This is a genomic window from Paenalcaligenes sp. GW821-LYS-B07-1 (assembly GCF_058803365.1).
This window is the reverse complement of the sequence record NZ_CM179516.1, coordinates 2,274,931-2,300,008: the sequence shown is the minus strand read 5'-3', so window position 1 is coordinate 2,300,008 and position 25,078 is coordinate 2,274,931. Positions and strand designations below refer to the sequence as shown.

Sequence of the window (25,078 nt, the reverse complement as noted above, 5' to 3'; positions counted from 1 at the left end):
TCAACAAAAAACCCGCGTGATGCGGGTTTTTTGTTTAGCCTTGCGGAGGAACTGTGCTGGAGAACGATGGACGTTCTAACAGTTTCTCGTGCAGCCTATCTAGGTTCGGGAAGGACTCACGCCAGTTGATGCTGGGCAGTCGAAGATCCAGAAAACCCAATGCACAGCCTACAGCAATATCAGCTAAGGTGAAGCTGATGCCTGTGCAAAATGGCTGCTCGCCTAATGCGGTGTTCATGTGCTCAAGTGCAGCATGAATTTTACCTTCTTGTCGGGTAACCCAATCTGCGTAGTACAGTTCGGGCGGGCGACGGTTGCGTTCTATATGAATAGCTACGGCTGCATCAAGCAGACCGTCAGCAATAGCTTCCCAGCATTTGGTAGCCGCACGCTCACGACCTGATTGAGGAATCAGTCTACCAACGGGGGAAAGCGTATCCAGGTATTCAACGATTACGCGTGAATCGAACAGGGAGCTATCGTCGTCAGCCAACAGGCAAGGAATTTTGCCTAGGGGGTTATAACGACTAATGTCGGAGTCAGCTGACCATACGTTTTCCAGTATGAGCTCATGATCCAATTTTTTTTCTGCCATCACTACCCGAACTTTGCGGGTATAGGGGCTTGTTAGAGAACCGAGAAGTTTCATAGGTATTACATCAATCTAATCCGAGAAAAGTATAGCAGGAAGGGACGCGAAAACATGTTAAATCACCTGTCTGGGCATACAGCATCGAGTAAGTAATGGAGAGTGTGGTTTATATGTCTAGAAAAGCACCCCCAACGTAGTTCGTCTTGTGAATGTCGGCGCTTTCGGGTAGGTCAAATGGGTGGTTGTGGGATGAGTAGATAAAGCAACGCTCAGGCAATGGTAGAATAGCGTTTTGCTATTTTTCTTTGACATCACACCATGCAAATTGCTGATCATCTTTCTGCGCTGAATGCGCTTTCTCCTTTGGATGGGCGCTACGGCTCTCGCTGTAATGCTTTACGTGGCTTGTTGTCCGAAGCTGCTTTTATGGCGCACCGTGTTGAGGTAGAGATTGCGTGGTTGATCGCATTGTCACAAGCTGGGTTTGCCGAGCTGCCTGCTTTTGGTGCTGAAACACAAGAAAAACTGCTGAAACTGGTACGTGATTTTTCCGAAGCCGATGCGACACGCATCAAGGAAATCGAGCGCACTACTAACCACGACGTGAAAGCAGTAGAGTACTGGCTGAAAGAGCAAGTAGCGGGTGACGCCAACTTGGAAAAAGCAGCAGAATTCATCCACTTTGCATGTACGTCTGAAGATATTAACAACACCTCGCATGCATTGATGCTGACACGCGCCCGTGAGCAGGTGATTGTGCCTACACTGAAACAAGTGCATGCTTCCATTAGCGGCTATGCACACCAGTTTGCGGATCAGCCTTTGCTGTCTCGTACACACGGTCAGCCAGCTAGCCCATCCACGATGGGTAAAGAATTTGCTAACGTCGCTTACCGTCTGCAACGTGCTATTGCTGCGATAGAAGCAGTTGAGCCTTTGGCTAAAATGAATGGTGCTACCGGTAACTACAACGCGCACTTATCTGCTTACCCTGAAACAGACTGGGCAGCGTTCAGTGCCAAGGTATTGGCATCGTTGGGCCTGACACAAAACCCACTAACCATTCAGATAGAGCCTCACGATTGGATGGCAGCATTGTTTGATGCTATTGGCCGTGCGAATACCATTTTGCTGGATTTCAACCGTGATATTTGGGGTTACATCTCGCTGGGTTATTTCAAACAAAAATTGAAAGCAGGTGAGATTGGCTCTTCCACGATGCCGCACAAAGTTAACCCCATCGACTTTGAAAACTCCGAAGGTAACTTAGGCTTGGCGAATGCGGTGTTGCGCCACTTGTCTGAGAAATTGCCAGTATCCCGTTGGCAGCGTGACCTGACCGACTCCACTGTATTGCGTAACTTGGGCGTAGGTTTAGGCTACAGCATCGTGGCGTACGATTCGTGCCTGCGTGGTTTGGGCAAATTGGAACTGAATGCTAAAGCAATTGATGCTGACATCGATGCATGTTGGGAAGTGTTGGCTGAGCCGGTACAAACCGTTATGCGTAGATTTGGTTTGCCACAGCCTTACGAGCGCTTGAAAGAGCTGACACGCGGTGCCGGTATTACCGAAGCAGCGTTGCGCACGTTCATTGAAGGTCTAGAGTTGCCCGAAGAGCCTAAACAGCAATTGCTGGCACTGACTCCGCGTACCTACATTGGTATTGCCGAGAAGTTGGCAAAACTGGCGTAAAGTCAGCGTATAAGCCTAGTTGCAGCTTAAAGCGTTGCCAAGGCTAAAAAATAAGCCCTGTCTAGTACAGGGCTTATTGCATTTAAGGCTGCGGTAAATATTTACCGCAGCCGCGTAGGGTACGTCCCTCAGTGTTGAGGATACTTGTGTATTCGTACTCTTCATCGCTCATGGTGTCAGAGCACTCTTGCTTGATGACAGTTAATGTCCAGTCACCGTTAGGGCCTTGACCTGTGTAGCGTGTTTGGGTGGAGCCCATGGGTTTTTGCACGGCAGAACTGGAATAGCGAATGTCGCCATAATCCAGCGAGATATTCGCATGGCCGTTTTGAAGGTCTATATGCCAACCGGGCTCATTACCTTGTGCTCTGAACGTACGAGGGTCGATGATGTCAGGGGCGGTAGTAGAGCAAGCACTGAGTAGTAATGCCGTGCCAGCTACACATAAAGACAAGAGTTTCATTAGAGCATGCTCCATAAAAAGAGTAGTTGCTGCGTATCATACGCAGTACGTGGTGAGCACGCCAAGCCTAGAACCGCAAAAAAGTGTGAATGCTCTATCTAAAGGCTAGAAGATACAATACTGCAGTGCGATGAAAGGGTAAGAATGGTATTCTTATAGCTTGGCATTTCTATGACGTAGGGCTGGGTAGAATAGTTCGCCTACACGTCTTTTTGCGGGTTTCCTGTTTTGTTGAACCATATTACTTCCAGTAAATTACCCATGCCGTGGGGCGTGTTTGATCTGCATGTATTTGTTGATGATCAAACGAATAAAGAACACTTGTTGATCGCTTTTGGTGACATTAGTACACCAGAGCCTGTGTTGGTGCGTGTGCATTCTGAGTGTTTGACAGGTGATGCTTTGTTTAGCCAACGCTGTGATTGCGGTCCTCAGTTGCGTAAAGCGCTAGAACGCGTAGCCGAAGCCGGACGTGGTGCTGTGCTGTATCTGCGACAAGAGGGTAGGGGCATTGGTTTGGTAAACAAAATCCGTGCTTACCAGTTGCAAGATCAGGGTGCTGATACCGTGCAAGCGAATGAGCAGCTGGGCTTTGAGGCCGACATGCGTCGCTACGATATTTGCAAACCCATGTTGGATCATTTCGGCATTAAAGATCTGCGCGTGATGACCAATAACCCTCGCAAAACCAAAGCATTGGAAGAGCTGGGTTATAACGTAGTAGAGCGCGTACCGCATCAGATCGTGAGTAACCCGTTTAATAGTGGGTACTTGCAAACTAAGGCTGAAAAACTAGGCCACTTACTGGCATCTGACGCCACCACAGAATAAGCAGTGCATGCATTGCCTTAAAAGCCCTGTCTAGTACAGGGCTTTTTTATGGCTGATAAGTATTCCCAAAGCATTGCAGTGCTATGCGGCCAAAAGCTAGCCACGCAAGTGTTCAGTAGGCAAGGCGGTGGTGTATTTCACTTGGCTTAAGGCAAAGCTAGAGCGGATGCTGGCAACGCTAGGTATTTGTGTTAAGCATTCTAGCAATAGCGCTTGGAAACGCTGTAAATCTTGGATGACCACACGCAGCATGAAGTCAGCATCACCACTCATTAAGTAGCATTCCATCACCTCGGGGCGTTGACTGATGGCATCGGTAAAGACTTCCAGAGATTTTTTATCTTGGTTTTTAAGGGTGACGTGCACAAATACGTTTACCGCTAACCCAAGTTTTAGCGGATCTACTAACGATACAGAGCCTCTCAGCACACCAGCTTGCTTAAGGTCTGCTACACGACGCCAGCATGGCGAGGCCGATAACCCTACACGCTCGGCTAATTCGGCATTACTTAATTCAGCATTTTTTTGTAGCTCATCCAGTATGCGCAGGCTGGCTTTGTCTAGCACTATATCGTTCAAGGTTAATTGTTCCTGAATTTATATCATATAGGGATAAATATACTGATATTACGGCTAATTGAAGAAAATGAGAAGATTAATTTCGCATGCTTATAGGTAGACTATTCGCTTGTTTATCGCTTTATTAATCAACCGTTTAGCTGTAGTTATGAGCACTGCGCATCCTAGTCTTTTATCTTCTAAAACTGCTACACCATTAGCTGGGGCAGGGACCGTAGCATGGTTATTGCTCATGGTGGTTTTATGGGGGCTAAGCTGGCCAGCCACAAAACTGGCATTGGATGTAGTGCCCCCTTTGTGGTTGGCAGCCTTACGCTTTGGTAGTGCGGCCGTATGCTTGTTTGTAGTGGCTGTGGTGCGTGGCGTTTTTAGGCTGCCTACGCGTGCTGATTGGCCTATAGTGGCCAGTGTAGGGTTGTTGCAGATGATGACCTTCACAGGCCTGGGCATGATCGCGATGACGCATGTGGATACGAGTAGGGCTGTACTGCTGGCCTACACCACACCTTTGTGGGGAGTGTTAGCCAGTTGGTTGTTGTTCAAACAGGCCCCCACGCGGCTGCAATTGCTAGCACTGATTGTGGGGTTGGCAGGTATCGCGGCCATTTGCTCTCCTTGGGAAATGGATTGGCAGGCGCCTGGCGCGGTAATGGGGTCTGCGTTTTTGCTGATAGGGGCTATCTGTTGGGCAGTGGTAATCTTGCATGTGAAACAGCATAGTTGGTCAGCATCACCGTTGGCTTTGGCTCCTTGGCAGATGCTTTTGGCAACAGTTCCCTTGGCGGCGTTTGCCTTTGTGCTGGAAGGCTCTCCCTCGGTTATTACGTTTGATCAACGGTTAGTAGAGTTGCTGTTTTTTATAGGACCTATTGCCACGTCTGCATGCTTTGTTATTTCTGCTGAGTATGGACGCCGCATCAGTACATTTGGTATGTCTAACTTTACGTTGGGTGTGCCGATCATAGGGATTGTGGCGTCGGTATTATTGCTAGGAAATACCTTGTCGACGCTGTTTGTAATTGGGCTAAGTTTAGTGTTTGCAGCCATGTTGCTGGCTGCTGTTGCCATGCGTAGAGGGCATAGCCGCCACACCGCATAATAGGTGGCAATGTGGCGGTGCATAAAAAAAGCCTTAGGTGTGAATCTAAGGCTTTTTGATGGTAGAAGGGGCCGATTAAGCAGTAGCCATGCTGTCCAAGACAAATAGGCTTTGCTCTTTAGCGGCTTGCAAAGCATTCGCTGCGGCATCAGCACCCATTGCAGTACCTTCTGCATGCACGAACTGTACATCGGTAATGCCTACGAAACCGAAAATAACGCGTAAGAAGCTTTCTTGGTGTTCCATGGCCATGCCTTGCTCAGACGTGGAATACACGCCACCACGCGAAGAGGCCACAATCACTTTCTTCCCGCCCGCCAAACCTTCGGGGCCGTTTGCGGTGTAGTGGAAGGTGCGTCTAGGCTGCAAAATTCTATCTACCCAGGCTTTAAGCTGGCTAGCGATGGTGAAGTTATAAAAGGGGGCTCCTAAAACGATCACATCAGCAGCTAAGAATTGGCTAACCAACTGCTCTGACACGGTGTCTTCATGCACGGCTTCTTCCAACAGAGCGGCAGGCATATCAGGCGTGCGGAAACCAGTCGCAATTTTGCTCAAATGATTGGGTGCCGAGACAGCGAGGTCTAGGTAATCCACGCGAGTGTCAGGGTGGCGCTCTAGCCATTGCTGAACGATGAATGCACTAAGTTGGCGCGATACCGATTGTTCGCCGTTGATGCTGGAGTCTATGTGTAGCAATGTTTGCATGATGTAGGAAACCAATAAATGATCGATGGTTTCATTATGCAATTTTTCTAATTGATAATTTATGTCTGCAATAGCAATTAGAAGTTGCTGTTATTACAACAATGAGAGGCCTCTGATGAAGGTTGGTCTTTGTCGGCAATAGCTGCTATGATGACGCTCGTCATTGGGGAGTAGCCGCTCTTCTTCTAGAGGTGCATGTCAACACACTTGCAAGTTCACTTGCATGGCATGTGCAGCATATAGCCTGGCAAGACCTTTGACTACACCATCCCCGGAATGGCCGGAGGGGTGGCGTAGTCAATCGTCCTAAATCCGGCCAGGAATATGTATCATGCAGGCTTTTCTTGTTTCTACCGGTATTGTGGCCTTAGCCGAAATCGGTGATAAAACCCAACTCTTGGCATTTATTCTTGCCGCACGATTCAAACGACCTCTTCCTATTATTGCCGGTGTGTTGGTAGCGACATTGCTGAACCATGGTTTAGCTGGTGGTCTGGGGGCCTGGTTATCCGACGCATTGAATCCTCAAGTTCTGACATGGATTTTGGCCATTTCATTTTTGCTGATGGCTGGTTGGATGCTGATCCCCGATAAGCTGGATGAGGATACTCGTATTACTGCCAAGCATGGCGTATTCATTACTACTGTCTGTACCTTCTTTTTGGCTGAAATGGGTGATAAAACTCAATTGGCGACTGTGGCGTTGGCCGCTCAGTACGAAGCCTTCTGGTCGGTCGTGATTGGCACAACATTAGGCATGATGATTGCTAATGTACCCGCTATTTTTATTGGTCAAAAATTGGCTGAGCGTTTACCCGTCAAAATGGTGCATGCGGTAGCCGCCTGTGTGTTTTTGATTTTGGGTGTAATCGCCCTATACAGCGCGATACAGGGCTAAAACAACCTTAAAGAGAATGGGGGAATTGCTTCCCCTATCTTGTGATATCTGAAGCTTATTTACGGTTATTGCATCCTATTCCCAACGGAAAAGAATGTAATTGCTGTTAAGTGGTTTCTTTTGAATAAACTTATATTTATTTCGCTATATGTTGTTGTATAGTGATGTGTTTTTCACGTGAAGCCAATGTTAGCGATCTAGCGGCTGGCTTCGGCCTTTTTTCAACCCTATCTTCGGGTTGGATTCCTTTCCCCAAGGAGCGATTGTCTTATGCAAGGCCTGCACCTTACAGCAGATTTGTACCAGTGCGCTGGTGACCGTGCATTCTTCGTAGACGAGAATGTGTTAGCCGCTTTGTGTCGTCAACTGACAGAGCTTTCCACGCTCACCATTGTTGGTGAGAAATGGGTGACGTTTCCTGAGTATCAGGGCGAGCCTGGTGGTGTAACCGGAACATTGCTATTAGCAGAATCCCATCTAGCCTTGCATACGTGGCCTGAACGCGCTGGTGTGACATTGGATGTGTATGTCTGCAACTTTAGTGCTGATAATTCCGCTAAAGCGCAAATGTTGATTGATGGCCTTATCGAAGCCTTCAAACCTGGCCAAGTACAACGCAATAATCTATTGCGTGGTGATGAGCATGGCCCCGTGGGTAGTGGTGAGTTGTTGCTAGAAAACCTGAACCAACACGCAGTGTATGGTTTCCGTTTTCCAGAGCGTTTATTGGCTAAACAAACCCAATATCAATACTTAGAGTTATTACAGTCTCCTGAGCTAGGTGCAACCCTGCGTTTGGATGGCTGTTTGATGACCTCAGAAAACGACGAGTTCTTCTATCATGAAGCGCTGGTGCACCCAGCAATGCTTAGTCACCCAGAACCACGTTCTGTGCTGATTATTGGTGGTGGTGATGGCGGTGCATTAGAAGAGGTCCTGAAACACGACACGGTGCAACAGGCAACGCTTGTTGACTTAGATGGTGATGTTATTGAGGTAGCTCGTAAGCACCTACGCAACATTAACCGTGGCTCTTTAGATAGCCCGCGTGCCCATATATTGGTGGGTGATGGTGCTGAGTTCGTGCGTACTACAGATCAGCGTTTTGACGTGGTGCTGTTAGATCTTACTGATCCAGAAACGCCTGCAGGCCCGCTGTACACCACAGAGTTCTTTGAGTCCTGCAAAGCAGTGCTAAAACCCGGTGGCGCAGTAGTGCTACACATCGGTGCGCCATTCTACGAACCAGAACAAATCCGCAGCATGCTCAGCAAGTTGGGTAGTGTGTTTGAGCAAGTTAGCCCCTTTGGTTTGCATATTCCTTTGTACGGTTCGTACTGGGGGTTAGTCGTTGTGTCAGACAGTTTGGCACCTAAAGCGGTGGCAGCAGAGGTGATTGAGCAGCGCTTGGTTGATCGTGATATCACTGATCTGCAGTACTACAACAGCGAGATTCATGGTGCATTGTTTGCTTTACCTAACTACTACAAAAATCTGGTTCCAGAACTGGTGGTAAGCGAGTAGCAAGCAGTAGGTTGGGTGACTATCTTGTGATAGGTAGTCATACCTAAAAATACAGTAGTTAAGAAACGCCTGAAGACGGTAATGCCGTTTCAGGCGTTTTTTTATGCGTGATTTTTGCGGGTTTTGCGATGTTATGGTTTGTGAAAATCTATTATTTATCAATGCTGTATAAGCGATAAGGGTTTTCCTGATCCGTTTTATTTTCCTGTCCAAATTTTTTTGGTGTAATCTTGGTATACCAAGAAAATACATAAAAGTGCGATGGGGAGTAAGGATGGAAAGAGACAAAAAAGCACGCCGTTTGAGGGTATTGCTAAAGCACGAAACCATAGCGTTGGTACCCAATGGGTTTAACTCAGACTCAAGTAGTTCTACGGCTATTTTGCGCCTCACCTGCCAAGGTTTATTGAAGCAGGATTTTGATGGCAAGTTGGCGCCCGACCTGGCGCAAAGCTGGAGCGTGTCGGATGACTTGTGTCGCTATACATTTCAGCTACGCAAAGGGCTGAAATTTCACAATGGCAATGCGTGCAATGCGCATAAAGTGGCATGGAATTTCACGCGTTTGTTTAACGGTGGCACAGATAGTTTGCTCACTCGTGATTATCAAGACATTGAGGCTGTCAATGTGCTGAGTGAGCATGAGCTGGAGTTTGTGCTTAAACGGCCCAATGCGGCGTTTTTGCCCAATCTGGCATGGCGAACCTACATCGTAGACGACACCTATGATCAGCCCTGTGGCACAGGACCTTTGTGTCTACAAACATGGCAACGTGGTAGTCATGTGCTGCTTAGCCGTTTTGAGGGCTATCAAGGTGTGCATGCTGCTCCTGAAGTGGATGAGGTGCGCTTAGAGTTTGCACCCGGTATAGAACAGCGTGTAGCCAGAATCCGTCAGGGCGATATTGATATTGTAGAAAGCGTTCCGTCGTCGGCTGCCGAGGCGTTGGCCGCTGAGGGCTTACTACATTCCGCTTTGACTGCTTCCAAGCATCGCAGTGTGATGTATTTCAACTGCAAAAAGGGTGCGCTGACTACTCCCAAAGTACGTCTGGCATTAGCACACGCCATTAACCGTGAAGCGCTGATGCAAGCGGTGACGGGGGGTACAGGTGAGGTAGTGGATGGCATGTTGGCAGCCTCTGATCCTGCTTTTGTCACTACACCAACGATCGCTTATGACCCAGACCGTGCTCGTCAGCTGTTGAAAGAAGCGGGTGTCAGTAGCGAACACGTATTTCGTATGGTGACCACCAATACCGCACCGTTTTCACAGGTGGCTGAGCAAGTAGGCAATGACCTGCGTGCGATAGGTCTGACGGTGCAATTTACCGGTTATGACGACCCGCCATGGTGGCCGTATATGTACTTGCGTGGTGGTTGGGATATCTGCTTGCAAGGCACACCAGCCAGACCGCATCTGGATACGTTGTTGGTGCGTGAACTGCATAGTCAAGGTGGCTTTAACGCTGGTGGCTATGCCTGCGCAGAAATGGATAGCTTGATTGATGGTGTACGAGGCGAGGTGGATGCGCAGAAACGGCAGCAAGCCTATGCCCGTATTCAACATAAAGTGCAGGCCGAGCTACCGTTTTTCTCATTGTTTGCCATGGATAACATGGTGGGCTGGTCGCCTCGTGTGACCGGGTTCACGCCCCATCCTAGCGGTGGCATAGATCTAAGTGGTGTACAGATACGCGATGCGGATGTGTCACCTTCAAGCTTCACGACAGAAGGGGAGCGACGATGATTAAGTTGATTCTGGTTCGTCTGTTTCAGGCGTTCATGACGGTATTGATGACCAGCCTCATTATTTTTGTGTTGGCGAGATCATCAGGTAGCCCCGCCGACTTGGTGCTGCCGGCGGATTCTACGCCAGCAGAGCGTACGGAATACATAGAACGCATGGGTTTGGATAAACCGCTGGCGCAGCAGTACCTCATATTTTTGGGTGATGCCTTACAAGGGGACTTTGGTCGCTCCATCCGTACCGGTGCTCCTGCTACTGAGCTGGTGTTTGAACGTATAGGACGCACGCTCATTCTGGCAACAGCAGGGTTGGTGGTAGCCATCGTCATCAGTATCCCGTTAGGGGTGTTGGCGGCGACAAATAGAGGAAAAGGGTGGGATAAGTTCAGCATGAGTTTTGCCTTGTTAGGGCAATCCACACCGGCATTCTGGCTCAGTGTGATGTTGATCCTGATTTTTGCCGTGCACCTGAGGTGGTTACCCAGTTCGGGAGCGGGGTCGTGGAAACACTTTGTGCTGCCTAGCTTAGTTTTGGGGTGGAGTATCAGTGCGGGGATTGTGCGCTTGTTACGTTCCTCCATGCTGGAAGTATTGGGTGCTGAGTTTGTGAAGTTGGCGCGAGCCAAAGGCTTGAAAGAAAACAAAGTGGTGTGGAAGCACGCCTTACGTAATGCGTTGATTCCTGTGGTGACGTTTATCGGCTTTATGTACGGCGTCATCATTGCATCAGGCGTGGTAATTGAGGTGGTGTTTGGGTGGCCTGGGCTGGGGTATTTGGCCTATGAGTCTACGTTGTGGCGCGATTTCCCTGTGTTGCAGCTTTCTGTTCTGGTCTACACCGTTTTAATTGTGGGTATCAACTTTCTGGTGGATATGGCTTATGGCCTGATTGATCCCCGCGTAAGGAGCTGATTGTGCAAGCCTCTATGACTCAAAAAACTGCACCTGTGGGCCGTCTGCGTAAGATGGTGACGCAGGTACGACAAAGCAAAGCGCCGTGGATAGGGTTGCTGATGGTGTTGATCACCATGCTGGTGGCTATTTTTGCAGACCATTTGGTGTTGCACGATCCATTAGCGATTAATCCCGCCGCCGCATTACGTGCACCTGTGTTTTTGGAAGGGGGGGATTGGACTTATCCCTTGGGGACTGATCGCTTAGGGCGTGACGTATTGAGCCGCATCATTTTAGGTACGCAGGTCTCTCTTAGTATTGCCATCGTCACCATCATTTTGGGTGGCGCATTGGGAACTGGCTTGGGGTTATTAGCGGGTTATCGCGGTGGTTGGGTTGATGCCTTGATTATGCGTACCGCCGATGGTTTCTTGGCTTTCCCTAGCATTCTGTTGGCACTGGTATTGGCCGTTACTGTAGGCCCTAGCTTCTGGGTGGTGGTGATTGTATTGGCCTTGGTGTTATGGGCACGTTTTGCACGCTTGGTACGTGGCGATGTGCTAGCACTTAAAGATAGAGACTTTGTGCTCTTGGCCAGAGTAGCGGGTGCGGGAGGTTTCCGTATTGTGTTCAAACATATCTTGCCTAACGTAGCGAACACCTTGTTGGTGTTGGCGACGCTTCAGGTGGGCTGGGCCATTATCGTGGAAGCATCGCTGACCTTCTTGGGCGCTGGTGTGCCACCCCCTACACCTACATGGGGCGGGATGGTTGCTGAAGGTTTGGATTACGTAGAGTCAGCATGGTGGATTTCCACAATGCCTGGGTTAGCCATTTTGTTTGTGGTGTTCTCCTACAACATCGTAGGCGATTGGGTGCGTGACGTGCTTGATCCTCAATTGCGGAATATCTGACATGACTACACAACATAAATCAGCGCCAGTATTGGCGGTAGAAAACTTGCAGACTCGACTCTATAGCAAACGTGGTGTGGGCTATGCGGTGAATGACGTTAGTTTTGAGCTGTACGCCGGCCAGACCTTAGGGCTGGTGGGGGAGTCTGGCTCAGGTAAAAGTTTGACCTGTTTGTCGGTGCTGCGTTTGAACCCGCAGCCTGCATCTAAAGTCACGGGCGGTAAGGCACTGTTCAATGGCAATGACTTGCTGAAAATGAGCGATGACGAACTGCGCTCCTATCGTGGCAAACATATAGCCATGATTTTGCAGGACCCTATGCGTGCCTTAAATCCGGTGCTCACTATTGGTGAGCAAATGAATGAGGCACTGATTCTGCACCGACAACTGCAAGGTGAGGCACTACATACTGCGGCGTGTGAGCTGCTAGAAAAAGTGCGTATTCCTAACCCTGCGCAAGGGCTGAAAGCTTACCCACACCATTTCAGTGGAGGGATGCGACAGCGTGTGGTGGGGGCGATGGCGATGGCTGGTAATCCGCAAGTCATCATTGCGGATGAACCTACCACAGCGCTGGATGTGACCGTTCAAGAAGAGTTTTTGGCGTTACTAAAGCAACTGCAGAATGAGGCCGGATTGGGTGTGCTGCTGGTAACACACGACTTTGGGGTGGTAACCCGTATGTGCGACAAAGTGGCCGTGATGTATGCCGGGCGCATTGTGGAACTGGCGGAAACCGGCGAGTTGTTTGATAAGCCTTTGCATCCCTATACCCAAGCCTTGTTGAAATCTGTGCCGGATGTCTCTAGCCGTGAAGAGCGCTTGTTCTCTATTGAAGGGCAGCCGCCATCGGTGTTTGCTCCATTACCAGGGTGTGCCTTTGCACCACGCTGTCCGCAGGCGACAGATCGTTGTCGTAAAGAGCGGCCAAAGCAGGTGCAAATAGGGAATAGAAAAGTAAGTTGCTGGTTGTACGAGGAGGCGCTATGACTCAGGTTGCATTGCTGGAAGGTAGAAAACTACAAAAAACCTACCGTCGAAAAGGGGTGTTTACGAAGGGGGCAGAAATCCGTGCAGTAGAAGAGATGTCGCTTTCGGTGGCCAGTAAAGAAACTGTGGCAGTAGTAGGTGAGTCGGGTTGCGGTAAAAGTACGACGGCCAAAATGCTGTTGGGGTTGGAGGACCTCAGCGCCGGAGAAGTGTATTTCGAAGGTGAAAACCTAGCAGGTGCCAATGCTGAGTTACGTCGACGTTATCGCTCTGGTGTGCAGGCTGTTTTTCAAGACCCATGGAGTTCGTTAAACCCTCGTATGCGGGTGTACGACATCATCGCTGAGCCTATGCGTATCAATGGCTTTGATAAGGAGCACATTGATAAAGCGATATTTCAGAGCTTGGACGAAGTAGGGCTAGAAAAAGCGGCAGCTAACAACTTTCCGCATGAGTTCAGTGGCGGTCAGCGTCAGCGTATTGCCATTGCTCGTGCCGTGGCGCTGCGGCCGCGTGCCATTGTTTTGGATGAGCCAGTGTCTGCGCTGGATGTATCCGTACGAGCCCAGATCATGAATTTGCTTAAAGACCTGCAACAGTCATTAGGCATGGGGTATGTGCTGATCTCGCACGATTTGGCGACAGTACGTTTTCTGGCGACACGTGTGGTGGTGATGTACAAGGGGCGAATCGTAGAGCAGGGGGAATCCGAAGCCATCTTTAAGGCGCCGCAACACCCCTATACCGCACGATTGATTGAAGCGGCTCGTATACGTAAACCGGGGGATATCACTTCGGCAGCACCTCTACACAACAGTCCGCCCCCGGGCGTGGCTAAAGCAGGCTGCATGTTTGCAGAGCGATGTTCGGTAGTAATGGCTAAGTGCTGGGAAGAGCGTCCAGAACTTTTGCCTATTGCTACAGGTTACGAGGTGGCTTGCCACCGTTGCGGTGCGCAGGACAAGGCATTGTCCTAATCAGTATGGTGTAGGAGACAACATGACAATGAAACTTAAAAAACTATCTACAGCGCTGTTCTTTGCGGGCCTTTCGTTAAGTGCAGCAGGTGTGCAGGCTGCCCCCGAAGGTACCTTAACGGTTGTAGTGCCCAACTTTGGCCGTGAAGTGCTAGACCTGGGTAAAACCTCTACCCAAGATTTGCAATATACCGGCCATATACATGAGCCGTTGATTGGGGCTGATGTAGAAGGGAAGTTATCGGCAGAACGTGGCTTAGCAAAAAGCTGGTCTATGAGTGAGGATGCTCGCACCTACACGTTGAATTTACGTGAAGGGGTGACTTGGCACGATGGCAAACCTTTTACGGCTGATGACGTGGTGTTTAGCTTGGGCGAGCGTTTTGTCGCCAACGATGCGGTGTGCACATTTTGCAAACAGCTAGAGCAAATCGAGACCGTAGAGGCGGTGGATGACCACACGGTAAAAATCACACTTAAAGAGTCAGACCCTGCTTTTCTGGCGGTGTTAACGGCGCGTGATGGCGACATACGTATGCTGCCACGTCATGGTTATCAGAAAGTAGAGGGGGGCTACGAGATGGTAGGCCAACCTATAGGTACGGGGCCGTGGAAGTTCAAGTCTTTTGAGCGCGGTATGGAAATGCAGCTGACAGCCAATACCGACTACTGGGACGCAGAGCGTGTGCCTGATTTTGAAACCTTACTGCTGGTGCCTCGTAGTCAACCTAGCACTCGTTTAGCCATGGTTCGTGCGGGTGAAGCTGATATGGCTTTTGTGGATCCGCGTCAGGTGATAGAGGCTAAAAATGCAGGGCTCAATGTGCTAGTCGCAAAAGGCTCGGCATTGGGGACCTTGTCTTTCTATGGATGTTGGCAAGAACAAATGCTGTGCCACCAACAAGCTTTTAGAGAGGCCATGGTGAAGGCCATTGATATGGATGCCATCATCAAGAGCATTTACCCCGAAGGCACCGGAGAAAGGTTAACGACGGTGTATTGGACCGAAGGCTCATTGGGTGAGGATCCTGATCTTAAACCCTATGCCTATGACCCAGCACGTGCGGCAGAACTACTCAAAGAAATTGGTTATACCGGTACGCCCGTAAAGTTGTGGTCAGTACGTACCAATGCCATGCCTGAAGCACCAGAAATCATCGAGTTGGTGGATGGTTATCTACGTGCGGCAGGGTTCAAAACCGAAGTCACGCCTATGGAGTTTGGTGCCTTTAGGCCGCGTTATGCATCTAGCCCACAACGTTGGGAAACCAACTATGCGGCTCACCTGTATTTGAACGGTGCAGGGCCGCGTCCCACCATTATGCCTAACCTGAAAGTAGGCATGATCAGCCATGAAAAAGGAGGGTTAATCCAAAGCTACTGGAATATGCCGTGGATGGATCAGCAATGGGATCACTTAACCACGTTGACCTCATTGGACGAACTAGACACTGCCTTGCGCGATCTGAATCGTCAGGTGTACAGCGAATACAGCTTTCACCCCGTCGTGATGCGTAACCAGGTAGCAGTAGCCGGACCGCGAGTACAGAGCTGGGCGCCTACGCCTTATGGATTTGCTTGGCACCTTGAAACCGTACGTCGCAATGATGCGAAATAAATCAAAATCAACGATACGGAAGAGACAAATGAATACACATCTAACTATGTTGAGCAAGCTCTTAGGGGCGACGGTCTTAACGCTAGGCGCCTTGATGCAAGCCGCGCCAGCCGTGGCTGCTCCAGGAGGTACGCTGACGGTAGTGGTTCCCAACTTTGGTAGAGAAATGCTGGATATGGGCAAAACCTCTACTCAGGATTTGCAATATACCGGCCATACCAATGAGCCACTGATTGGTACTGCTCCGAATGGTCAGTTGGCAGCCGAGCGCGGACTGGCTGAGTCGTGGGAAATGGAAGACGGCGCCAAAGTGTTCACCATTCACTTGCGCCCTAATGTGCAGTGGCATGATGGAAAACCTTTTACGGCAGACGACGTGGTCTTTAGTTTGGGCGAACGTTATGTGGCCAAAGATGCCATTTGTACGTTCTGCCGCTTGCTGCAAGTCATAGACAGTGTGACGGCTGTAGATGATCACACCGTCAAAATTGTTTTAAAAGAGCCAGACCCGTCGTTTATGGCTGTGCTCAGCGCGCGCGATGGAGACATCCGCATACTACCTCGCCACAACTATAAGCCCACCGCAGAGGGGTTTGAGATGATAGAGGGGCCTATAGGTACTGGGCCATGGAAGTTCGCCGAGTTCAATCGTGGCGTGGATATGCTGTTGACCGCCAATGAGTCGTACTGGGACCCAGAACGTATTCCTGAATTTGCTGAATTGCGTTTGATTCCACGTAGTCAGGCCAGCACTCGTCTATCCATGGTGCGTGCCGGCGAAGCAGATATGGCGTTTATCGACCCTCGGCAGGTGATTGATGCCAGGGCGGCCAAGCTGGATATTCTGACCAATCGTGGTTCATCCAAAGGTGGGTTGTCGTTCTATGGATGCTGGCAGGAAGAAATGCTGTGTCATCAGCAAGACTTCCGCGAGGCGTTGGTACGAGCTATCGATATGGATGCCATCATGAAAAGCATCTATCCAGAAGGCACGGCAGAGCGCTTGGCTACGGCGTATTGGACAGAAGGTTCACTAGGCTATGACCCTGCGCTTGAGCCCTACAAATACGATCCGCAACGTGCTGCCGAGCTACTCAAGAAAATTGGCTATGACGGTACACCAGTGAAATTGTGGTCGGTACGTACTAATGCGATGCCAGAAGCACCGGAAATCATGGATTTGGTGGATGGTTACTTGCGTGCGGCGGGTTTCAAAACAGAAGTCACACCGATGGAATTTGGTGCGTTTAGACCGCGTTATGCCTCTAGTCCACAGCAGTGGGAAACCAATTACGGAGCGCACTTGTACTTAGATGCTGGCGCGCCACGTCCTTCGGTGATTCCAGCGCTACGTGTGGGGATTATTAGCCAAGAGAAAGGTGGTTTGATTCAGGGGTACTGGAACTTACCGAAGATAGATGCGGAATGGGACACGCTTATCTCGTTGACCACGTTAGAAGAACTGGATGCCGAGCTTAAGCAGTTGAACCATCAGCTGTATGGTGAGTTCAATAGTTATCCCGTGGCACTGCGTTACGAAGTGACAGCAGTGGGGCCGAGAGTGAAAAGCTGGACTCCTTCCTCTTTCGGGTTGGCATGGCATTTGGAAACGGTTAAGAAAAAATGACGAATGCACAGACTTTTTCATCAGCCTCATTGGTGCGCGGACGTTACATTATTTGTAAGGTAACGGGTCGCAATCAGGTGGAGCTACTGGAAAATGCTGCGCTGTACCAAGAGTCAGGGCGCATTGTCGCCCTGGGCTCTTGGGAGCAATTACGCGCACGTTATCCAGAGGTTCCTGTAGTGGGCGATGGTAGCCATGTGGTGATTCCTGGGCTTGTGAATGGGCATCATCATGTGGGTATGACGCCTTTTCAGCTAGGGTCGCCAGATCTGCCGTTGGAGTTATGGCTGGCGCATCGTATACGGGCCCGAACCGTAGATATTGAGCTGGATACTTTGTATTCCGCCTTTGAACTGGTGGCATCTGGTGTGACGACTGTACAGCACTTGCATGGTCGGGTGTTGCCGCCCATTAGCCAGATAGGTAAGTACGCCGATAAGGTCATAGGTGCTTATACCAAGCTAGGTATGCGAGTGTCATACTCCTATGGCATACGGGATCAAAACCGTTTGGTGTATGAGGCTGACGAGCAATTTGCACAACGGCTACCGGCGGGGTTGGCGGATTCATTCCGACAGTGGTCGCACGCGCAGCAGATGCCATTGGACGATAACTTCAGGCTTTTTGAAACCCTGCTTCAGCGTTATAAACAACATCCTTTGGCACGTATACAGCTAGCGCCAGTAAACTTGCATTGGTGTTCAGATCAGGCGTTGGAACGTGTTGCTGCTTGCTCGGAAATGCACCATGCATGTATGCATATGCACTTGTTGGAAAGCCGCTATCAGTGGGAGTATGCTCGACGCCGCACCGGAGGCTCTGCCGTCAAGTATCTGGATAAGTTCGGTTTGCTGAGTCCACGGATGACGTTGGGTCATGGCGTATGGCTAGAGGAAGACGAGCTAGACTTACTCGCTGAACGTGGTGTAGGCATCTGCACTAATGCGAGCTCTAACTTGCGTTTGCGCAGTGGCATTGCCCCCTGGAGACAATTCCATAAACGGGGTATTTCGGTTGCCTTGGGTATAGACGAAGCGGGCATCAATGAAGATCGTGACATGCTGCAAGAAATGCGGTTGGTGAAGCATTTACACCGAGTGGCTGGCATGGATAACAACGATGTACCTAGTGCAGAAGATGTCTTACAGATGGCAACGCAAGGGGGCGCAAACAGCACGCCGTTTGCATCAGAAATCGGTGTGTTGGCAGTAGGGAAGGCTGCTGATGTGGTGCTTATTAACGATGCGATGCTGCGCTATCCGTATTTGGATCCAGTAACGAGTGTGGTGGATGCGGTTATTCATCGAGCACAGCGTGAAGCAGTGGATACCGTGGTGGTGAATGGTCAGGTTATTTATGCGGGCAAGCGTTTCGTGAATGTGGATCAGCAAGCTGTGCTACAGACCTTGGCCGAGCAACTCAAGCAACCGCTCACACAGGCAGAACAAGAGCGTCATGCGTTGTCCGAGGCATTGTTGCCGCATGTGCAGAAGTTTTATGCGCACTACTGTGCGGATTGTGGAAAAAAACACTGGCCTTATCGAGCCATTGATTGAGTAGGAGAATCAAGGCACGTGGGGCTGACAGAGACAGATCAGAATAATTTCCCAGTGTAGATGGGACCTCAAGAAAAAGAGAGAAAGTAGTGAGTGAAAAAACCAAAATTGTGCCGACGGCAACCGTAAGCGCTACGGAACGTACTTATCGCGATGTGTTGAACTGGATAGAAAATCGCGAACTCGTTCCGGGTGATGTGTTGGATGAACGCCGGTTGTCTGAGGCATTGAGTGTGTCACGCACTCCACTACGCAGCGCATTGAGCAGGCTGTTAGGGGAGGGCTATCTGGTGCGTTTGGCCAATGGTGCAATGGTGGTGCGGGAAATCGGTGTGGGCGAAGTTCTAGAGCTGCTGTATATCAGGCGTTTACTAGAGCCCGAAGCCGCCATGCTGGCCGTAGAGCGTATTCCGCAACAACGCTTACATAACTTGAAGGAGGAGCTAAGCAACCCGCACGTGATGGATCAAGGTGGTCCAGAAAGTTGGCGCAAGGGGGATGACGTGCACGATCTGATCACCGAGTTTTGTAGTAATCGTTCATTGGCTGATGTGATTGAGCAGGCCAGAAAACGTATACGCGTGTCCAATATTGAACGAGTGCCTGGGCGTGGTGATCATGCCGATGATGAACACTTGAGCATCGTACAGGCCATGATTGATCGCAATCGCGAAGCCGTGCACACCAGTGTGCTGAAGCACTTGGATAATATACGGGATGGGTTTTTAGCTGCTTTTGGAGTGGGCGTACAACATGACAGATAAATTGCGAGCAGTACAAGTAGAGCCCTTATCCGCAGAGGTGTTTCGCCCTTATGGTCGGGTGATTGAATACGGTGGGGTGCCGGGCAGGCATTATGTGCCAGAGGCGTTTGACCGAGCATGCGATTTGACCTCGCCCAGCTTGTGGTTGCGTCGTGTGAAAGGACGTAGAGATTTACCGATGTTGGTACGTCACTTAGAGCGCCATCCGTATTCTGCACAAACCTTTTTGCCTACACGCGAATTTCGTCATTTGGTGGTGGTGTGTGCAGCACAAGGGGATGGCAGCCCAGATTTATCTACCTTGAAAGTATTTGCTGCAGGCCCCGGTCAGGGGGTGTGTTATGCCCGCAATGTGTGGCATCACGGCCTGACTATTCTGGATGATGAAGCCGACTTTATTGTGGTGATGAGCCTGACAGGTAAAGGTGAGGACGACGTGTTTATGGATTTGGCGCAGCCCATAGAAATCCATGACCAGTCGGGCTTGTTGCGGGAGGAAAAAGTAAATGAACGAGCATGAGGTTGTTCGGGACTTTATAGGCTACGGCGCGCAGCCACCGCAAGCACAGTGGCCAGGTGGCGCACGGTTAGCGATTAATTTTTGTTTGAACTTCGAAGAAGGAGCGGAGCTTTCCGTTCTAGATGGCGACACCATTACAGAGTCTGCATTAACGGAGGGTGGTGCAGGTGTGGCAGGCCAGCGTGATTTAGCCGCTGAGTCCATGTTTGAGTATGGCAGCCGTGTAGGGTTTTGGCGTTTGGATAGGATACTGGCAGATCGCGGCATGACTGCTACGGTAATGGCCTGTGCACAAGCGTTGGCCAGACATCCTCAAGCGTGTGAACGTATTAATGAGCGTGGCTACGACGTATGCGCGCATGGCCTGCGCTGGGAACACCATCAAGGCTTATCGGCGGAAGATGAGCGTGCTCGTATTCAGCAGGCATTGGCGTTAATACAGCAAAGTTTGGGTAGGGATGCAGAGGGGTGGTATTGCCGTTATGGTCCTAGTCCAAATACCAGACGCCTTGTCGTAGAACAGGGCGGGTTGTTATATGACTCCGATGCTTATAACGATGATTTGCCCTATTGGGTAACGGTGCAGCAGCAACCACATTTGGTAGTGCCTTATAGCTTAGTGAATAATGACACCAAGTTTATGCGTGGTGCCTTAGCATCGGGGTCGGATTTTTATACGGCATTACGTGATGCGTTTGATTTTCTGTATGAGGAATCTGCGCACACGCCACGCATGATGTCGGTAGGGCTGCACTTGCGTGTGGCTGGGCATGCTGGCCGTGCAGCGGGTTTGGCGCGCTTTCTGGATTACATCGCCACTAAACCTGAGGTGTGGGTATGTAGGCGTGCAGACATTGCACGACATTGGATGGCGGTACATCCCCCTTCCTAATCTTTCCTAGCGGTACTGATTTTTTTGAAGCATTGATATCCCAAAAAAGGCGGGAGGGCGTTTTGCGCCCTAAAAAAGGAGACAGACATGGCATACGTAATTCATGGGGCAACCTTAGTCCAGTGTGATCAGCAGGGCAGCATTATTAATGACGGCGCGGTAGCCGTGGTAGACGGAAAGATCGCTGCGGTAGGTAAGTCTGACGATATTTTGGCGCGCTACCCCAACGTAGAACGCGTGGACGCCACTGGTAAAGCACTGTTGCCAGGGTTTATTAACTCACACACGCACTTGGTGTTAACGGTGATGCGCGGCACGATCGAGGACTACATGGGGGAGGTGATTTATGGCTATATGGGACCTATTACCTTCATCATGACCCCCGAGGAACGTGCCGCTATGGCGAGGTTAGGGGCATTGGAAGCCTTGCGCTCTGGCACCACAACGGTGAGCGATTCCAGCCGATTTGTAGGCAGCTATGCTGATGCGGTCGTGAATACCGGATTGCGCGTGGTGTTTAGTGAGTTGGGAGCCGATGCACATAACCTCAAAATGGCGACGGGTGAGTATCACTACGATCGAGATTGGGGGCAGCAATATTTAGACAGAACCGAAGCGCTGATTGAGAGGTACCACGGTGCAGAGGGTGGGCGTATTCATTGCCAGGTGGCATCGCATGCGCCCGATAATTGTTCGCCATGGATGCTGAAAGAGCTATTGGCCATTGCTCATAAGCATGGTGTAAAGCGTAATGTGCATTTAGCGCAGTCGCGTGCCGAGCTTAAACAAATACATCAACTGACTGGAAAAACATCAGTGGGGTATTTGTTGGATAACGGGTGGTTGGACACCGATTTGACAGCAGCGCATTGGTCGCATTGCACAGAAGAAGACATAGATATTTTGGCTCGCCAAGGCGTACACATGGCACATTGCCCTGCAAACTCATCACGACGTGGCCCACACCAAGTGAAGGTGGGGTATGCCATGAAACAGGGCGTGAATATCGCCTTTGGTACCGACAACATGACCGAAGACATGTTCAAAGCGATGCAGTTCGGCATTGTGGTGCATAGAGGCAGCGCAGGCGGTGGCGTGACACCTCAACCACAAGAAATCCTCGATTGCGCCACACGTAATGGGGCAAAGGCCTTAGGCCGTTTGAACGAGCTAGGTTCTATAGAGGAAGGCAAGTTGGCAGACCTGACCTTTATTAGCTTGGAACATGCGCGTATGCGTCCAGTGAATCAAATCGTATCCAACATCGTGCACTATGCCGACCCCGGTGTGGTGGATTCGGTCATGGTGGGTGGGAAGTTCCTGATGCGCGACGGAAAGGTCTTGAGCATGAATGAGTCAGACGTATTGGAACAGGCTGAACAAGCGACTGCACAAGCATGGGAGCGCTTGCTAGCCAGCAATGCCGCTTTGCCTTCATTACGCGCACCACGCTAAGCCAAACATACTAATCAGGAGACAGACATGAGTGATTTTGATGTAGTGGTACAGGGCAATATTGTGGGTGCGGATCGCATTCGTTTTGATGGCTGGTTTGCAATACGTGAGGGCAAAGTAGTTGCTATTGGCGAGGCTAATAACGTGCCGTCTGCACGCGAGTTTATCGATGCGCGTGGCAGGTGGGTAATCCCCGGTGTGTTAGATGGTCAGGTGCATTCCGGCAGCCAAGCGAATCAAGAGGGTATAGGTATGGCCTCTAGGGCTGCAGCGGCAGGAGGTGTGACGACGATGGTAGAAATGCCTTACGACGATCCAGAGCCCGTGGCCTCACGTCCTCAGCTAGATAGAAAAATACAGCTTATTGAACAAGACAGTCATGTGGATGTGGCGGCGTACGCCACCTTAAATAATGAGTATGGGTTAGAAGCTATTCCAGGGCTGATCGAAGGTGGAGCATGCGCGTTTAAGTTCTCGACGTTTGAGGCCAGCCCTAATCGTTTTCCTCGTGTAGAAGAAGACGTGCTCTATGAGGCCTTCCGATTGATTGCTCCTTCGGGCTTGGCCTGCGGGGTGCATAATCAAAATCAGGAAATTACCCGTAAAAATATTCTGCGAATGACCGAGGAAGGTGATACCGGTTGGGATGCGTTTTTACGTGCACACCCGCCGTTGGTAGAGAACCTGGCTACGGCAACGATTTATGAGCTGGGTGCGTTGACGGGAGCTCGTGCTCATGCGGTACACGTATCGTTGTCACGAGGCTTTGAGCTGTGCAACATGTATAAGCGTGCGGGCACAGCGGCCAGTATAGAAACCTGCGTGCAGTATTTAATGCTGAACCATGAAGAACACACCAAGCGCTTTGGTGCATTGACCAAGCATTACCCGCCTATACGCCCTAAAGCTGAGGTAGAAAAGCTGTGGACGCACATTGGAAATGGCGAGTGTACGTTTGTGTCGTCCGATCACGTGAGTTGGGGCTTAGAGCGTAAGTCTAATCCTAATGTGTTCAAGAACTCTTCAGGTGGTCCAGGTCTGGAAACCTTGCTGCCGGCGTTGTGGACAGGGTGTATAGAGCACGGTTTATCCCCCACGATGGTGGTGCAATTGTTGTGCGAAGGGCCAGCGAAGCATTTCTTGTTAGAACATCGTAAAGGGCATTTGAACCCTGGTGCCGATGCTGACTTCGTTATTCTTGATCAAGAGCGTTATGCCTTTGATCCATCGACGAGTTTATCGGCAGTTACATGGAGCTCGTTTGAGGGCCGTGAGTTTATGGTGAAGGTTGCTGCGACGTTCTTGCGCGGGCAATTGGTCTGGGATGGCCGCAAAATTTGTAATCAGGCAGGCGATGGTCAGTTCATACGACCACACCGTGCTGGAGCTGTGTCATGAGCAGTCAACATGCCGCCCTACAAGCACTAAGCAGCCAACGGCTATGGCAACGTTTAGAGACGCTATCTACCTTTACCGACCCAGAGCGCCCGTGGACGCGTCGCGCATTCAGCCCCCGTTTTATTGCTTCACGGCAATGGCTGACCGAGCAAATGCAACAGGCTGGATTGTCTGTACGTATAGACAGCGGCGGAAATTTAATCGGACGCCTAGAAGGCAAGCAGCCCCAGGCCAAAGCGATTATGACGGGCTCACATTGCGATACCGTGTTTGATGGTGGTAGGTATGACGGCATCATTGGTGTGCTTGCAGGCATTGAAGTAGCTAAAGCCTTGCATGACTGTGGTGAGCAACTGGATCACCCGTTTGAGGTGGTGGATTTCTTGTCTGAGGAACCCAGTGACTTTGGTGTGTCATGCGTAGGCAGTCGTGCAATGGTGGGGGCGTTGAGTACCGATATGTTGGCACAACGAGCCCCGGCTGGTGGTACGTTAGCGGAGGCTATAGCCTTAGTTGGTGGGGCGCCAGACAAACTAGATGTACCACTGTATCAAGCAGGCGATCTGCATGCATTTGTAGAGCTGCATATAGAGCAAGGGCCGGTATTAGAAAGGCAGCATATTCCTATTGGTGTGGTGACGGATCTAGTAGGAATACGACGCTTTAGGGTTGTGGTGACAGGGCAGCCAGATCACTCTGGCACTACGCCTATGACACACCGTAAAGATGCGTTGGTGGGGGCGGCTATGCTGATACAGGCCACCTATCATAAAGCAAGCCAGATGAACTCAGATCAGCGCTACGTGGTGTCTACAGTAGGGTACCTTGCTGTCACACCGAACTCCTCAAATGCCGTACCCGGTAAAGTGGAGCTCATGTTGGAAATACGTAGTAATGATGGGGAGGTTTTAGCACAGTATGGCGAGCAACTGTTTACCGCATTGCAGCCAGATCTGCAGGCATTAGGTCTACAACTGCAGACTGAATCGGTAAGTTATGGCAAACCTACACAGTTTGCACCACAGGTGGTGGATGTTATCGAGCACTCAGCAGTAGTGTTGGGCTATAACTCGCTACGTTTACCCAGCGGTGCCGGTCATGACGCCGTGTATTTGGCCGCGATTGCCCCCGCAGGTATGGTGTTCATTCCTTGCTTGAATGGTCGTAGTCATTGCCCAGAGGAGGGCATAAAGCTAGACGAACTAGAGGCAGGATTGAGGGTGTTGACGCAAAGCATACTAGCGTTAGATCAGAAAATTCTAGGGTGAGAACGCCAAAACCTAGCCAAATTCCGTATAGAGGTCAACCAGAGCGGCTCTGAGTATTTACGTTTC

The 25,078-nt window shown here is 50.3% G+C and carries 23 protein-coding genes and 1 riboswitch; of the genes, 19 read left to right on the top strand and 4 right to left on the bottom strand.

Annotated features, from left to right (window positions below):
- Positions 1-34 precede the first annotated feature (34 nt).
- Positions 35-649 carry a glutathione S-transferase C-terminal domain-containing protein gene (locus AC3QL0_RS11025; RefSeq protein WP_493008527.1) on the bottom strand — a complete coding sequence of 205 codons (615 nt, stop codon included), beginning with the start codon at positions 647-649 and terminating at the stop codon, positions 35-37.
- 261 nt (positions 650-910) lie between these two features.
- On the opposite strand from AC3QL0_RS11025, the gene purB reads away from it, so the two are divergent.
- Complete coding sequence (gene purB, locus AC3QL0_RS11020; RefSeq protein ID WP_493008526.1) at positions 911-2,287, top strand: adenylosuccinate lyase; 1,377 nt, start codon at positions 911-913, stop codon at positions 2,285-2,287.
- 82 nt (positions 2,288-2,369) lie between these two features.
- Here purB and AC3QL0_RS11015 read toward each other — a convergent pair whose 3' ends face one another.
- Positions 2,370-2,750, bottom strand: coding sequence for a COG3650 family protein (locus AC3QL0_RS11015; RefSeq protein ID WP_493008525.1), 381 nt, complete (start codon positions 2,748-2,750; stop codon positions 2,370-2,372).
- Between the two features lie 228 nt (positions 2,751-2,978).
- Between AC3QL0_RS11015 and ribA the strand changes: the two genes are divergently transcribed.
- A complete protein-coding gene (gene ribA / locus AC3QL0_RS11010; RefSeq protein WP_430222942.1) occupies positions 2,979-3,581 on the top strand; it encodes a GTP cyclohydrolase II in 603 nt (200 codons plus the stop codon).
- A 96-nt stretch (positions 3,582-3,677) separates the two neighbouring features.
- Here the strand turns inward: ribA and AC3QL0_RS11005 are convergent, their stop codons facing one another.
- The gene (locus AC3QL0_RS11005) at positions 3,678-4,160 is read right to left on the bottom strand and encodes an Lrp/AsnC family transcriptional regulator (RefSeq protein ID WP_135865670.1); all 483 of its coding nucleotides are present in this window, start codon (positions 4,158-4,160) and stop codon (positions 3,678-3,680) included.
- Between the two features lie 148 nt (positions 4,161-4,308).
- Here AC3QL0_RS11005 and AC3QL0_RS11000 point away from each other — a divergent pair, with 148 nt between their 5' ends.
- Positions 4,309-5,259, top strand: coding sequence for a DMT family transporter (locus AC3QL0_RS11000; protein WP_493008524.1), 951 nt, complete (start codon positions 4,309-4,311; stop codon positions 5,257-5,259).
- A gap of 75 nt (positions 5,260-5,334) precedes the next feature.
- Here the strand turns inward: AC3QL0_RS11000 and AC3QL0_RS10995 are convergent, their stop codons facing one another.
- On the bottom strand, positions 5,335-5,967 hold the full coding sequence (locus AC3QL0_RS10995) for an FMN-dependent NADH-azoreductase (protein ID WP_493008523.1): 633 nt from the start codon (positions 5,965-5,967) through the stop codon (positions 5,335-5,337).
- Between the two features lie 153 nt (positions 5,968-6,120).
- Positions 6,121-6,291: riboswitch (yybP-ykoY riboswitch) on the top strand.
- A gap of 7 nt (positions 6,292-6,298) precedes the next feature.
- Here AC3QL0_RS10995 and AC3QL0_RS10990 point away from each other — a divergent pair.
- From AC3QL0_RS10990 to ertE, 16 genes are all read left to right on the top strand, one after another.
- A complete protein-coding gene (locus AC3QL0_RS10990; protein WP_493008522.1) occupies positions 6,299-6,865 on the top strand; it encodes a TMEM165/GDT1 family protein in 567 nt (188 codons plus the stop codon).
- Positions 6,866-7,135: 270 nt separating this feature from the next.
- Entirely contained in the window at positions 7,136-8,389 is a 1,254-nt protein-coding gene (gene speE, locus AC3QL0_RS10985) for a polyamine aminopropyltransferase (RefSeq protein WP_493008521.1), read from the top strand.
- 274 nt (positions 8,390-8,663) lie between these two features.
- On the top strand, positions 8,664-10,139 hold the full coding sequence (locus tag AC3QL0_RS10980) for an ABC transporter substrate-binding protein (RefSeq protein ID WP_493008520.1): 1,476 nt from the start codon (positions 8,664-8,666) through the stop codon (positions 10,137-10,139).
- Entirely contained in the window at positions 10,136-11,050 is a 915-nt protein-coding gene (locus tag AC3QL0_RS10975) for an ABC transporter permease (RefSeq protein WP_430220371.1), read from the top strand. Before AC3QL0_RS10980 ends, AC3QL0_RS10975 begins: the two co-directional genes overlap by 4 nt.
- Positions 11,051-11,064: 14 nt before the next feature.
- Positions 11,065-11,946, top strand: a complete 882-nt coding sequence (locus AC3QL0_RS10970) for an ABC transporter permease (RefSeq protein ID WP_493008519.1) — start codon at positions 11,065-11,067, stop codon at positions 11,944-11,946.
- A gap of 1 nt (position 11,947) precedes the next feature.
- Positions 11,948-12,937 (top strand): ABC transporter ATP-binding protein, encoded by a 990-nt coding sequence (locus tag AC3QL0_RS10965; RefSeq protein WP_493008518.1) that lies wholly within the window; start codon positions 11,948-11,950, stop codon positions 12,935-12,937.
- Complete coding sequence (locus AC3QL0_RS10960) at positions 12,934-13,914, top strand: oligopeptide/dipeptide ABC transporter ATP-binding protein (protein ID WP_493008517.1); 981 nt, start codon at positions 12,934-12,936, stop codon at positions 13,912-13,914. Before AC3QL0_RS10965 ends, AC3QL0_RS10960 begins: the two co-directional genes overlap by 4 nt.
- 22 nt (positions 13,915-13,936) lie before the next feature.
- Positions 13,937-15,532, top strand: a complete 1,596-nt coding sequence (locus AC3QL0_RS10955) for an ABC transporter substrate-binding protein (RefSeq protein WP_493008516.1) — start codon at positions 13,937-13,939, stop codon at positions 15,530-15,532.
- A 28-nt stretch (positions 15,533-15,560) separates the two neighbouring features.
- Positions 15,561-17,159 carry an ABC transporter substrate-binding protein gene (locus AC3QL0_RS10950; RefSeq protein ID WP_493008515.1) on the top strand — a complete coding sequence of 533 codons (1,599 nt, stop codon included), beginning with the start codon at positions 15,561-15,563 and terminating at the stop codon, positions 17,157-17,159.
- Positions 17,156-18,715 carry an amidohydrolase family protein gene (locus tag AC3QL0_RS10945; RefSeq protein WP_493008514.1) on the top strand — a complete coding sequence of 520 codons (1,560 nt, stop codon included), beginning with the start codon at positions 17,156-17,158 and terminating at the stop codon, positions 18,713-18,715. Before AC3QL0_RS10950 ends, AC3QL0_RS10945 begins: the two co-directional genes overlap by 4 nt.
- An 89-nt stretch (positions 18,716-18,804) precedes the next feature.
- A complete protein-coding gene (locus tag AC3QL0_RS10940; protein WP_493008513.1) occupies positions 18,805-19,479 on the top strand; it encodes a GntR family transcriptional regulator in 675 nt (224 codons plus the stop codon).
- Positions 19,469-19,999 carry an ureidoglycolate lyase gene (locus AC3QL0_RS10935; RefSeq protein WP_493008512.1) on the top strand — a complete coding sequence of 177 codons (531 nt, stop codon included), beginning with the start codon at positions 19,469-19,471 and terminating at the stop codon, positions 19,997-19,999. The genes AC3QL0_RS10940 and AC3QL0_RS10935 overlap by 11 nt, the downstream gene beginning before the upstream one ends.
- The gene (locus tag AC3QL0_RS10930; protein ID WP_493008511.1) at positions 19,986-20,891 is read left to right on the top strand and encodes a polysaccharide deacetylase family protein; all 906 of its coding nucleotides are present in this window, start codon (positions 19,986-19,988) and stop codon (positions 20,889-20,891) included. The genes AC3QL0_RS10935 and AC3QL0_RS10930 overlap by 14 nt, the downstream gene beginning before the upstream one ends.
- Before the next feature lie 87 nt (positions 20,892-20,978).
- Positions 20,979-22,346: an amidohydrolase family protein gene (locus AC3QL0_RS10925; protein ID WP_493008510.1), complete on the top strand. Its 1,368-nt coding sequence runs from the start codon at positions 20,979-20,981 to the stop codon at positions 22,344-22,346.
- A gap of 27 nt (positions 22,347-22,373) precedes the next feature.
- Positions 22,374-23,744, top strand: a complete 1,371-nt coding sequence (gene ertD / locus AC3QL0_RS10920; protein ID WP_493008509.1) for a hydantoin-5-propionate amidohydrolase — start codon at positions 22,374-22,376, stop codon at positions 23,742-23,744.
- A complete protein-coding gene (gene ertE / locus AC3QL0_RS10915; RefSeq protein ID WP_493008508.1) occupies positions 23,741-25,012 on the top strand; it encodes an N-carbamyl-l-glutamate amidohydrolase ErtE in 1,272 nt (423 codons plus the stop codon). The genes ertD and ertE overlap by 4 nt, the downstream gene beginning before the upstream one ends.
- Positions 25,013-25,078 lie beyond the last annotated feature (66 nt).